13 protein-coding genes and 1 tRNA gene are annotated in these 10,417 nt (G+C 64.3%); 7 read left to right on the plus strand and 7 right to left on the minus strand.

Features of this window, described 5'->3' with window-relative positions:
- Positions 1-340: 340 nt before the first annotated feature.
- Complete coding sequence (locus V6M50_RS16125; RefSeq protein WP_332819597.1) at positions 341-2,263, minus strand: TonB-dependent siderophore receptor; 1,923 nt, start codon at positions 2,261-2,263, stop codon at positions 341-343.
- Between the two features lie 132 nt (positions 2,264-2,395).
- On the opposite strand from V6M50_RS16125, the gene V6M50_RS16130 reads away from it, so the two are divergent.
- Positions 2,396-3,499: a sensor histidine kinase gene (locus V6M50_RS16130; RefSeq protein WP_332819598.1), complete on the plus strand. Its 1,104-nt coding sequence runs from the start codon at positions 2,396-2,398 to the stop codon at positions 3,497-3,499.
- Positions 3,496-4,245 carry a LytR/AlgR family response regulator transcription factor gene (locus V6M50_RS16135; protein WP_332819599.1) on the plus strand — a complete coding sequence of 250 codons (750 nt, stop codon included), beginning with the start codon at positions 3,496-3,498 and terminating at the stop codon, positions 4,243-4,245. The genes V6M50_RS16130 and V6M50_RS16135 overlap by 4 nt, the downstream gene beginning before the upstream one ends.
- A gap of 66 nt (positions 4,246-4,311) precedes the next feature.
- On the opposite strand, the gene V6M50_RS16140 is transcribed toward V6M50_RS16135, so the two are convergent.
- From V6M50_RS16140 to V6M50_RS16150, 3 genes are all read right to left on the minus strand, one after another.
- Positions 4,312-4,668 carry a hypothetical protein gene (locus tag V6M50_RS16140; RefSeq protein ID WP_332819600.1) on the minus strand — a complete coding sequence of 119 codons (357 nt, stop codon included), beginning with the start codon at positions 4,666-4,668 and terminating at the stop codon, positions 4,312-4,314.
- Between the two features lie 32 nt (positions 4,669-4,700).
- Positions 4,701-5,201, minus strand: a complete 501-nt coding sequence (locus V6M50_RS16145) for a hypothetical protein (RefSeq protein ID WP_332819601.1) — start codon at positions 5,199-5,201, stop codon at positions 4,701-4,703.
- 428 nt (positions 5,202-5,629) lie between these two features.
- A tRNA-Arg gene (locus V6M50_RS16150) sits at positions 5,630-5,706 on the minus strand.
- A gap of 71 nt (positions 5,707-5,777) precedes the next feature.
- Between V6M50_RS16150 and V6M50_RS16155 the strand changes: the two genes are divergently transcribed.
- On the plus strand, positions 5,778-6,572 hold the full coding sequence (locus V6M50_RS16155) for a queuosine precursor transporter (protein WP_332819602.1): 795 nt from the start codon (positions 5,778-5,780) through the stop codon (positions 6,570-6,572).
- A gap of 5 nt (positions 6,573-6,577) precedes the next feature.
- Positions 6,578-6,973 carry a hypothetical protein gene (locus V6M50_RS16160; protein ID WP_332819603.1) on the plus strand — a complete coding sequence of 132 codons (396 nt, stop codon included), beginning with the start codon at positions 6,578-6,580 and terminating at the stop codon, positions 6,971-6,973.
- Here the strand turns inward: V6M50_RS16160 and purQ are convergent.
- The 3 genes from purQ to V6M50_RS16175 all read right to left on the minus strand — a co-directional run bounded on the left by purQ (position 6,935) and on the right by V6M50_RS16175 (position 8,582).
- Entirely contained in the window at positions 6,935-7,600 is a 666-nt protein-coding gene (gene purQ / locus V6M50_RS16165; protein WP_332819604.1) for a phosphoribosylformylglycinamidine synthase subunit PurQ, read from the minus strand. The two genes, V6M50_RS16160 and purQ, sit on opposite strands and share 39 nt — an antisense overlap.
- 20 nt (positions 7,601-7,620) lie before the next feature.
- A complete protein-coding gene (purS, locus tag V6M50_RS16170; RefSeq protein WP_332819605.1) occupies positions 7,621-7,851 on the minus strand; it encodes a phosphoribosylformylglycinamidine synthase subunit PurS in 231 nt (76 codons plus the stop codon).
- A gap of 104 nt (positions 7,852-7,955) precedes the next feature.
- Positions 7,956-8,582, minus strand: coding sequence for a class I SAM-dependent methyltransferase (locus V6M50_RS16175; protein ID WP_332819606.1), 627 nt, complete (start codon positions 8,580-8,582; stop codon positions 7,956-7,958).
- A 184-nt stretch (positions 8,583-8,766) separates the two neighbouring features.
- On the opposite strand from V6M50_RS16175, the gene V6M50_RS16180 reads away from it, so the two are divergent.
- The 3 genes from V6M50_RS16180 (at position 8,767) to V6M50_RS16190 (ending at position 10,248) form a co-directional block, all read left to right on the plus strand.
- Positions 8,767-8,940 carry a (2Fe-2S)-binding protein gene (locus tag V6M50_RS16180; RefSeq protein ID WP_332819607.1) on the plus strand — a complete coding sequence of 58 codons (174 nt, stop codon included), beginning with the start codon at positions 8,767-8,769 and terminating at the stop codon, positions 8,938-8,940.
- Positions 8,941-9,041: 101 nt separating this feature from the next.
- Complete coding sequence (gene bfr, locus V6M50_RS16185; protein ID WP_039576579.1) at positions 9,042-9,524, plus strand: bacterioferritin; 483 nt, start codon at positions 9,042-9,044, stop codon at positions 9,522-9,524.
- A gap of 304 nt (positions 9,525-9,828) precedes the next feature.
- Positions 9,829-10,248 (plus strand): addiction module antidote protein, encoded by a 420-nt coding sequence (locus V6M50_RS16190; RefSeq protein ID WP_332819608.1) that lies wholly within the window; start codon positions 9,829-9,831, stop codon positions 10,246-10,248.
- Positions 10,249-10,417 lie beyond the last annotated feature (169 nt).

Below are 10,417 nucleotides of genomic sequence, written 5' to 3' on the forward strand. Positions count from 1 at the left end.
ACAGCGCGCAAGACGGTTGGCCGAACCCGAAAAATACATACGCTTCTCCTCCCATGCCCTGATCAACATTTATAATATAAGTATGATCAAAATGGCAACCTGATGGCTCGGCGCATATGAGTGGATGCGGTCTGGTTGTCGTTGCACTCTTCACCGAGGTCACGATCACTGCACGCATGGGTTATGGGTTTCACCGCGGGTCATCAGCGTCCATATCATGTGCGGCCTTGTCCGCGAGCGCGAGCGCAACCGCAGCGACCTTCGTCGCGGTCGCGCGTTGTGATAGAAGCCGCAAGGCCTGACCTGCCCCCTAAAGCCGCCAGCTCTCGCGCGGATCATCCTATTCTTTTGCGCCAAAGGCGACCGTGAGCACGGCGCGCACCGTTCGCGGAGGGATCGGCGACAGAAGCCCGGATGACGCGACAAGATAGCCCTCGTCGCCGAGGAGGTTCGAGCCCAGGATACGCACGTCGGCCGGGCGGCTGCCCAGCATGAAGCGATGGCGCAGCCCGAGGCTGAGCGTGGTCACGGCCGGCGCCTTGAAGCTGTTGGCCGTGTCGACCCAGCGTTCGCCCATGTAGCTGAGCGTCGCATCCAGCGACCAATTTCTTCCGAACCGGCGCACGATCGTCGCGTTCGCGACAATCTGGGAGACGCCCGCGTCATGCGAACCGACCAGGCCGGCATCCACAAGCGTGCCGGTGAGCTCGGACTCGAAGGCGACGAAGCCCGCGAGAATGTTGGTGTTGGGGGTCAACTCGCCCGCGATCGAGGCCTCGAAGCCGCGGTGGCTAACCTCCCCGACGATGCCGAACGACCGGTCGAGGCGAAATCCCTGGCTAGGCTTCGAAACGTCGAAAAGCGCGGCGATCAAGGTCAGCTTCGGGGCAAGGGTGTAGCGCGCGCCCAGCTCGAATTGCTCGGTCTCCACCGGCGGCAGGACTTCTTCGCGGTTGATCGCGGACGCAGGCGCCGACCCGCTTTCTTCCAGCCCCGTCACCCAGCTCCCGAACAGCGCGGCGCGGTCGGTCAGGTTGACGACGGCGGAAACATTGTAGTTGGTCGTGTTGCTGATGCGCTCGCTCGTCACGCCGGACGTCGAGCGCCCCGTCTTGTCGTAGCGGGTCCGGTGCGCCCCGAAGCGCAGCTGCACGCGATCGCGCCAGGTCAGCCCATAACCCACCGAGACGATATGTTGCCTGACGACATCCTCGCCGCGCGTACCGGACCAGGGTCGCTCCGGCACATCCGGCGGGTCGCCCGTGGCGAGGTCGAAGGCGCCCAGCGGGATGGCGAGGGCGGAGGCGAGTTCGGTGGTGGTGCGCCGGCCGCGCAGCGACAATGCGACGTGGTTCTCGAAGTCGCCGGTTCTGAACGCACGCCCCAGCCGGATTTCACCGGTGTTCGAAACTTTCCATCTGCGCTGCGGGGTCCGCAGCGTGGTGGCGGTCGCGTTCCCCTGTGCGTCCGACGAGATCAGCGTGTTGTCCGCGTTATCGAGGACCCAGACCGAGCGAAAGGCCGAGGCGTCGACGGCGAAACCATGGAGCTCGCCGCGGTAGAGAAGGCCGAGGTTGGTGGTCGTGGCCGCGGTTCGCGCCCAGTCCGGCGAATATTGGTGCAGCTTCCTGGGGTTCGGCGGCATCGCCCCCGCGCTGGCGATCACATAATAGTCGCCGTCATATTGGCGGTCGTTGACCGACGCGAACGCCCGCAGCCGGTGACCGGGCGCGAGGCTCCAGCCGACGACGGCGCCCGCGGTGAGGCTCGAGCCGTTGTAGCCTTGCGCATATTGCCGCACGGGGCTCCATACGAAGCCGCCGGCGAGGCTCAGCGCCCCGTCGCGGAGCGAGACGTCGCCCTGGACCACGCGCGTGCCGAAGTCGCGAAAGCCCGCGCCCAGCCGCAGCTCGTTCGCCGGTCCGGCCTCGCGCAACCGATAGTTCACGACGCCCGAGGGCGCTGGATAAGGAAGGCGCGCGGCATTGACGCCGACGCGAACGCTCACGCCCGACAGCACCGTGTCGTCGAGCGCGCCGCCGCGGCTGAAATAGGCGTCGTCGATGCGATAGGCGCCGCTGTCGTTGAGGTCGAAACCGCGAACCTGGCTTTCGGTATAGAGACCCGATTGCTCGATCCCGGCGCGCTCGCCGAACGCGTCGACAGCGCTGGTCACGGCGTTGTCCTGCGCGGCCGCCGGCGCAACCGCGGTGAAAGCCAGAACGATCCCGCTGATGCGTGCCAGGGGCGCGACGCTATTCATAAGTGCTTCCTCTCGCCATGCCGGTCCAGCCTAAGGACACCGGTCACAGGGACGAAGACAGCTCGCTGCAGCCATCCGGCGATTCGCTGCATCGATGAGGCGTTTTTCACGACTTGGGCTAAGAGTGCCGACATGACCCGCTCCGCCGCCCCTTCCGCGCCGATGATCAGCTGGCGATGGATCGCTGTCTTTTGGTCCGCCAGCGCGGTGTTCGAGGCCACGCAATCGATCTTCATCCAGCACGCCATGGGACGCCGTGGCGGCGAAGTGTTGCTCTTCGTGATCGAAGTGGCGGGCTGGCTGCCCTGGGCGCTGGCCACGCCCTTCGTCATCGACCTCGCGCGGCGCCGTCCGATCATTCCCGCCCCGACGGCGCGCGGCATCGCGGCTCATCTGACGCTGGTAGTCGCCATCACCATGGCAGCGGAGGCGTGGTCCGCGGCCCTCCACATGCTCTTCAATCCCTGGGCCCATCGGCAGGCGCCAACCTTCTGGGACACGTTGAGCGCGACGCTCATCTTTCACGGCTTGATCTGCGTATTCGCCTATGCGCTGATCCTGGCCATCACCTATCTGGTAGACTCGCGGGACAAGGTTGCGCGCAAGATGACCGAGACCGCGCAGCTGGGCGAGGAGCTTTCGAAAGCCCAGCTCGCGGCACTGCGTCGCCAGATGGAGCCGCACTTCCTGTTCAACACGCTCAATTCGATCGCCGGCCTCGTGCGCGACAATCGCAACGCGGCGGCCGTGAATATGATCGTCGGCCTCAGTGAAATCCTTCGCCGTGCTTCGCAGGACTTTAACAAGCCGGAGGTGACGCTCGCGGAGGAGGTCGAATATCTTCAGCGCTACATCGACATCCAGAAGGTCCGCTTCGGCGAGCGCCTCGGATACAGCGTCGACATTCCGGAGGCGCTGATGGACGCGCGGGTTCCGAGCCTCCTGCTGCAACCGCTCGTCGAAAATGCCATCAAACATGGGCTCGCGGAGCGGGTGGCGGGCGGAAATATCCGCGTCGCAGCGGCAAGAAAGGGCGCGGTCCTGTCCCTCAGCGTCTATAATGACGGCCCTGACTTCGCGGCCGGTTGGGAGTCGAAGAGCGCCGGCGTCGGCCTCGCGAACCTGCGCACGCGACTGCACATCATGTACGGCGATGCGGCCGATCTCCTCACAAGGAGCGTCGAGGGCGCCGGCGTCGAGGTGGTTGTGACACTGCCGCTGGAGGAAGCGGCATGATGCTGTCGGACAGGCGCCCTGCGCCCATCAGCACCCTCGTCGTCGACGACGAGTCCCTCGCCCGGCGTAATCTCACGGTCTTGCTGCGCCGCGACCCCGACATCGGATCGATCGAGGAGTGCGCGTCGGGAGCGGAGGCCGTCGAAGCCATTCGGCGCCGGAGACCGGATCTGCTGTTTCTCGACGTGCAAATGCCCGAGTGCGGGGGCTTCGACGTCCTGGAGCTGCTGGGCACCGATTTGCCGCAGACGATCATCTTCGTCACCGCGCACGATGAATATGCCCTGCGCGCCTTCGAGGCTGGTGCGCTCGACTATCTGCTGAAGCCGTTCGATGACGCACGTTTCATGAGGGCGCTGGCCCGCGCCAAGGAAAAGATCGCGCACTATGCGCCGCATCGAGTGACGCCGCGACGCCTTGTCGTGAAATCGCCGCGCCAGTTGCACTTCATCGACGTGCCGGACATCGATTGGGTGGAAGCCGCGAGCTATTATGCTTGCCTGCATGTCGGGCGAGAAACGCATGTGATCCGCCGCACCATGGCCGAGCTCGAACGCGATCTCGGCGACACCTTCATCCGCATTCACCGCTCGACCATTGTGAACCTCGATCACGTCGGCGGGCTCGAGCTGCAAAGCTCGGGAGACTATGCCGTCATCCTGCGCTCCGGCACGCGATTACGTTTGAGCCGGCGCTACAAGAAGGCGCTGCAATCGCGTTTGATTGCGACACAGTCTCCTGTCTAGAAATGGCTGCTTGCGGACCGCCGGCTTTTGGGCGCCAAGAAGGCAAAGCCGACGATCGGACATCGCTCAGATCGGCGAATGCTGGTGGAATAGCAGCTTCCAGCCGTCCGGGCGTCGCACATAGGCCGAGCTGACAAGCGCGGCATAGGGTTGGCCATCGGCACGCGTCACATCCGTCCGGTAGCTGATGATCGCAAAATCTTCGCCGCTCTCCAGGAGTTGACGACCGCTCATCGTCAAGTCACGCCAACGGTTAGCGTTGGTGGCCGTCGCCGCGACCTCCTCGCGCGAATGCACGCCGTGCATCTCTCCCGCCTGTGGAAAGGCGAGCAGGCACTGGTCTTCGACATGGTTCAGGAAATACTCTTTTCCGTCGAGCCAGAATCCTTGCTCGATGTCGTAAAGCTCCTTTTCGAGCGCCATTCATCTTCTCCTTTCAGCGAGGCGCGGCGCCATCAACCGCCCTTCTTCTGCGCCCGCGCCGCCCTGACGCCCGCGAGGAACTGTTTTTCATTGACCTTCACCGCGAGTCCTTTCTCCGATAGGAAAAATGCGGCGCGCGGCATGGTGATATTGCCTTCGCCGGTCGTCAGCACCGCGCCCTGAGGTGCCATCGCCGTGATCTTGCCAAGCACCGTAGCGCCGTCGGCGCTCCGCACCTCGGCTCCCGGCTTCAATGCTCCGTCGACTGCTGCCGCATCGGCCTCCGCCTGCCTCAGGACGGCGACAATCTTCGCCTTCGGGGCCTTCAGCGCCGGGCCCTTGGCGCTCTTCACAAAGGCATTCCTCGGGACCACAAGCCCATTGCCGTCGATCGATACCGCAACCCTGTCTCCGGACACTTTAGCGATCTTGCCGACTTCTTCGCCGTTTTGATCATAGACCTTGGCACCGACCACAAGCGAAGCAGCAGGCGCTGCCTCCTGCGCCTGCGCGGCGGGGCCGGCGAGCGGCATCGCGCCCGCAAGGCACAGCGCGGCAATCGAGGCGAATGGTTTGGGCATGAAACACTCCTAGCGAACCAGAATGCTTGCCCGTGCCGCAATGCACGGCAGCACGCCAAATGCGATGTTGATCGGTCGTGCAACGGACGCGGCGAGCCGACATACCTCGCCATCGAAAACATCGTACGCCGTGACGTAGGCCGATTACGGGCAGCTATTACAAAACTGGTGCCTTCTGTCCCACACTGGCCGGAAGCAGCCGTTTCGTTTCATTGTCAAACGGTCGCTTTCAAGAGCCTGTCAGAAATTTCATAATGTCCGACATCGGGCGCAATGCCGACCGGCGGCTTTCCTGAAAACTGACGGAAAACTCTTATAGAGGCAGACCAAGGTTGTTGCAGGGGCAAGGTCAGGTGGTCCCAACAGCAAGTCTTTGAAAATGGCGCGCCCGGCAGGATTCGAACCTGCGACCACCCGCTTAGAAGGCGGGTGCTCTATCCAGCTGAGCTACGGGCGCGCAGCGCTGCTTGCGTCGCGCGGCGAATAGCGCGGTTTGCGCCGGCCGCAAAGCGGGTTAAGCAGCGGCCGATGATCGATTCCGACGCCCCGCTCGCCAAACCCGCCCACGTCAGCGCCGCAAGCATCCGGCATTTTCGCTATTATGACCTCGTCATGGCGGCGTTCGTCGCGGTCCTGTTGCTCAGCAACATCATCGGCGCGTCGAAATTGTCGATGGTCGGCGGGCTCACCTTTGGCGCGGGCATCCTGTTTTTTCCGATCAGCTATGTGATCGGCGACGTCCTCACCGAAGTCTATGGCTATGCCCGCGCGCGCCGCGTGATCTGGGCCGGGTTCGGCGCGCTGCTGTTCATGGCGGTGATGAGCTGGATCGTGCTCGCCATGCCCCCTGCGCAGGATTGGTGGTGCAGCGGGACCGAGGCGCTGACGCTGAAGCCGGGAGAGACGACTGGCGGCGGCACCGGCGCGGTGTGCCAGGCGGCCTATGAAAGCGTGTTCGGCAGCGCGTGGCGCATCGTCGTCGCGTCGATGGCCGCCTTCTGGGCCGGCGAGTTTGTGAACTCCTATGTCCTGGCGCGGATGAAGCTCGCGACCGGTGGGCGTTTCCTGTGGATGCGCACGATCGGATCGACGATCGTCGGGCAGGGAATCGACAGCCTGATCTTCTATCCCATCGCCTTTCTCGGCATCTGGGAAACCGAACAGGTGCTGCTCGTCCTGACGACGAACTGGGCGATGAAGGTCGCGTGGGAAGCCGCGCTGACCCCGGCAACTTATCTTGTGGTGGGCGCGTTGAAGCGGCGCGAAGGTGTCGACGTGTTCGACGAAGGCACCGACTTCAACCCGTTCGGCGCCAAGGTGTGACTTCCATGACATTGATCGAGCTTGCCGCGCTGTTCACCGAACAGAAGACATGGCTCGTCACCTCAGCGGGGCTCAGCAAGGACGCGCTGCATATCTATTTCGGGCTCGCGCTGTTCGTGGCGGTGCGGCTCGTGTGGCGCTGGCGCGGGGGATGGCTGGCGGCCTGGCTCGCGGTGCTGGCTATGGCATCGGGCGGCGAATGGCTCGACATGGCGCTCGAGGCCCAGCAAGCGGCGATCCAGCCCGACGCCGCGCATTGGCACGACATCTGGAACACGATGTTCTGGCCGACGATCCTGCTGCTGATCGGGCGCTGGCTGCATCCCGAGGCAAGGTCCGCGGGCGATGCCGCGGTCGAAATATCAGGCGAGAACGCCGAGCGCCGCCTCGAACAGGCGTAGCCCGTCGGTGCCGCCATGCGCGCGGTCGATCGCGCGTTCGGGGTGCGGCATCATGCCGAGCACATTGCCCGCATCGTTGAGCACGCCCGCAATGGCGCGCGCCGACCCGTTGACTTCATCGGCGTAACGGAACGCGACGCGCCCCTCGCCCTCGATCCGGTCGAGCGTCGCCGCGTCGGCGAAATAATTGCCGTCGTGATGCGCGACGGGGACGTTGATCGTCTCGCCGGCGTCATAGGCGGCGGTGAACAGCGATTGGCTGTTCTCGACCTTGAGCGGCACGGTGCGGCAGACGAAATTCAATCCCGCGTTGCGCATCAGCGCGCCGGGGAGCAGCTGCGCCTCGGTCAGCACCTGGAAGCCGTTGCAGACGCCGAGCACCGGAACGCCGCGCGCCGCGGCCTCGGCAACGCTGCGCAGGATCGGCGAGCGCGCCGCCATCGCGCCCGAGCGCAGATAGTCGCCATAGGAAAAGCCGCCGGGCAGCGCGATGAAGTCGGTGCCCTCGGGAAGCTCGGTCTCGCGGTGCCACACCATCGCCGGGGCGCGGCCGGTAACCTGTTCGAGCGCGACCGCCATGTCGCGGTCGCAGTTGGAGCCGGGAAAGACGATGACGGCGGTCTTCATGGCGCTTGCTCCCTTGCCGCTCAGGTACGTTCGATGCGGTAGTTTTCGATCACCGTATTGGCGAGCAGCTTGGCGCACATCGCGTCGAGATCGGCATCGGCGACATCGTCGGCGACGTCGAGTTCGATGAAGCGGCCCGCGCGCACGTCGGCGACCCCCGCAAAACCCAGTCCTTCCAGCGCATGATGGATCGCCTTGCCCTGCGGGTCGAGGACCCCCGGCTTGAGCGTCACATAGACATTCACTTTCATGGGGGAGCCTTTGCGTCGAGGGTGCGGGAAAGATGCGCGCGCCTATGCCCGCGAACGCCGCGGGGGGCAAGCGAAAGCTCCGGGAGCAGGGTCCGGAGTGTGCGTCATCCCCGACTTGCCCGAACGCTCAGCCACCGATCGCCGGGCCTGCCGACGCACTTTCGGACCTCGTCGACGATCCACCCGGCGTCGGCGAGTGCGGCGCGCAAGGCGGGCTCGCGCCAATAGGTCTCGACGTAGCGCCAGGGCGCGGCCGCGCTGCCCTCTATCGTCACATCCTCGCCATCGCCGTCCCTGACCGATGCGTGCAGCCGGCCCCCGGTCCGGGTCGCGGCGGCAAGCCGTCCCAGCACAATACCCATGTCCTCACGCGCTACATGGATCAGGCAGGCGCAAGCCCAGACCCCATCGTACGGCATGCCGGGACGCTGCGGGTCGGACAGGTCGTCGGTGAGCGGGTCCAACAGCGCGGCTTCGAAGCCGCTGTCGCGAAGCAGTGCGACGAAACCCTTCGAAATGTCGGTGCGCCGGATGCTGATCCCCCGCGTTTCAAGCGCAAGAGCATCGCGACCGCCGCCGCTTCCGATCTCCAGCACCCTGCCCCGGCCGCCGAGCGCGGCCACGAACGCATCGATCTCGGTCGCGACCCATTCGGGCATCGCCGCGGCCTCGGCGGCATAGCCCGCCGCGGCCCTGTCATAGGATCGCACGGTGTCCCGGTCGGTGCTCATCCTTTCGCTCCTTCCAGCCGACCATAGCGAAAACCCGACCCGGGATACCATATGCGAATCACCCGCGCCGCCGCGCGCCGGAAGCGCGCGGCGCGATCTATTCGGATTGCGAACCAGTCGCATCTTTCCTGTTGCGAATCCGTCGCACTATCCCTAGATAGGTCTTGTTGAGAAGGATTCGCACATGGTTGTCTGTGTCTGCAACGCAATAAGGGAAAGCCAGCTGCGCGACGTTGCGCGGAGTGGCCAATTGCGGTGCGCCAAGGCCGCCTATGCGCAACTGGGTCGCAAACCCAAGTGCGGGCAGTGCCTGCCTTTCGCTCGCAATATCATCAGCGACGTCGCCGCGACCGCCTGATTTTTCTTGGTTTTCCGCCATTTTTGACCTTGGCCTGAGGGGGTCCGGGGCGGTATAATGCCGTCCATCCCATTCCAAGAAAAAATGACAGGATAGACACCATGAAGGGCGACGAAAAAGTCATCGATTTCCTCAACGAGGCGCTCAAGAACGAGCTGACCGCGATCAACCAATATTGGCTGCACTATCGCATGCTCGACAATTGGGGCGTTGCGCGGCTTGCCAAGTTCGAACGCGAAGAGTCGATCGACGAGATGAAGCACGCCGACCAGCTGGCCGACCGCATCCTCTTCCTTGGCGGTCTCCCCAATTTCCAGATGCTCGGCCGCCTGCGCGTGGGCGAGACCGTCGAGGAAATCCTGAAAGCCGACCTCGCGCTCGAGGAAGAGGCGATCCCGCTGCTGAAAGATGCGATGGCGCATAGCGAAAGCGTGCGCGACTATGTCAGCCGCGACCTGTTCGGGTCGATCCTCGAAAGCGAGGAACATCATGTCGACGAGCTGGAGAAGCAGTTCGAGATGATCGAGCGCATGGGAATCGAAAACTACATCCAGCTGCAGTCGAAGCCGGCCGGGGACGACTGAGTGACACGTCGCCCCCGCGAAGGCGGGGGCCGTTGTCGGCCTCGATTCGCATCGCAGCATAACACGACAGCGGCCCCCGCCTTCGCGGGGGCGACGTAATCCTCAGATTTCCAGCAGTTTTCAGGGGCGCTTTCGGGCGCCTCTTTTTTTGCTTGTATTTGCGAATAATTCTCAATAGCAAGGTGGGGCAGTCCCCTCCTGCCGGCCGCTGCAACTTAAAGCTGCGCTTTAAAGCGGCCGGCATCTTTTTCCAGAATGAGGAAGCGGACGGAACCGACTGCATGGGCCGGGAGACACGACAATCATGCAAAGCAGCGAGCTGATCCGCCAATTGACGCAGCAGCCGCTCGTGCGCGATCTCTCTGTCGAAGCCGCGCAGGCGGTTCTTGCGCTGCGTTACTGCATCCTCTGCCGCCGCGGCGAACGCGACCCGATGCCCGAGCTTGAGCGGCGCTGGGGCAATATCCTCGCCGCGCGGCGCTATCGTCTGGTGGTCGAGGCGATCGGCCACACCTGGCCCGAGCCTTTTGCCGTCGCCCCGCCCTGCTGCCCGCGCGTCAGTTTCGACGAGGCGCTGCTCGCCGCGATGATCGGCGCGGCTTCGCGCGGCCACCGCGCGCAATTCGACTGGCTGACCGCCGAGATGCTGGGCAGCGACGCGCGCGAGATGCTGTTCGTCGCGCTCGACAATTTCATTCGCGCGCGGGCGCCGGGACGGGTTTAGATTCCCGCGTAATTCACGCAGACACAGGCTGGCATTGGTCGACTTCGGGGTGGGAAGCGGACGGTCCTTATTCGTCATCCCGGGCTTGACCCGGGACCCGCCTTCCTTCTTCCCAACCGAGAAAAGACAAGGCAGGCCCCGGGTCAAGCCCGGGGTGACGAGAAGTTGG

Source organism: Sphingopyxis sp., assembly GCF_036675685.1.
Taxonomy (GTDB): domain Bacteria; phylum Pseudomonadota; class Alphaproteobacteria; order Sphingomonadales; family Sphingomonadaceae; genus Sphingopyxis.

Excerpts from the sequence above, each read along its gene's own strand:
- V6M50_RS16125 (WP_332819597.1), bottom strand. The coding sequence starts at position 2,263 with ATGAATAGCGTCGCGCCCCTGGCACGCATCAGCGGGATCGTTCTGGCT.
- V6M50_RS16130 (WP_332819598.1), top strand. The coding sequence starts at position 2,396 with ATGACCCGCTCCGCCGCCCCTTCCGCGCCGATGATCAGCTGGCGATGG.
- V6M50_RS16135 (WP_332819599.1), top strand. The coding sequence starts at position 3,496 with ATGATGCTGTCGGACAGGCGCCCTGCGCCCATCAGCACCCTCGTCGTC.
- V6M50_RS16140 (WP_332819600.1), bottom strand. The coding sequence starts at position 4,668 with ATGGCGCTCGAAAAGGAGCTTTACGACATCGAGCAAGGATTCTGGCTC.
- V6M50_RS16145 (WP_332819601.1), bottom strand. The coding sequence starts at position 5,201 with ATGCCGCTCGCCGGCCCCGCCGCGCAGGCGCAGGAGGCAGCGCCTGCT.
- V6M50_RS16155 (WP_332819602.1), top strand. The coding sequence starts at position 5,778 with ATGATCGATTCCGACGCCCCGCTCGCCAAACCCGCCCACGTCAGCGCC.
- V6M50_RS16160 (WP_332819603.1), top strand. The coding sequence starts at position 6,578 with ATGACATTGATCGAGCTTGCCGCGCTGTTCACCGAACAGAAGACATGG.
- purQ (WP_332819604.1), bottom strand. The coding sequence starts at position 7,600 with ATGAAGACCGCCGTCATCGTCTTTCCCGGCTCCAACTGCGACCGCGAC.
- purS (WP_332819605.1), bottom strand. The coding sequence starts at position 7,851 with ATGAAAGTGAATGTCTATGTGACGCTCAAGCCGGGGGTCCTCGACCCG.
- V6M50_RS16175 (WP_332819606.1), bottom strand. The coding sequence starts at position 8,582 with ATGAGCACCGACCGGGACACCGTGCGATCCTATGACAGGGCCGCGGCG.
- V6M50_RS16180 (WP_332819607.1), top strand. The coding sequence starts at position 8,767 with ATGGTTGTCTGTGTCTGCAACGCAATAAGGGAAAGCCAGCTGCGCGAC.
- bfr (WP_039576579.1), top strand. The coding sequence starts at position 9,042 with ATGAAGGGCGACGAAAAAGTCATCGATTTCCTCAACGAGGCGCTCAAG.
- V6M50_RS16190 (WP_332819608.1), top strand. The coding sequence starts at position 9,829 with ATGCAAAGCAGCGAGCTGATCCGCCAATTGACGCAGCAGCCGCTCGTG.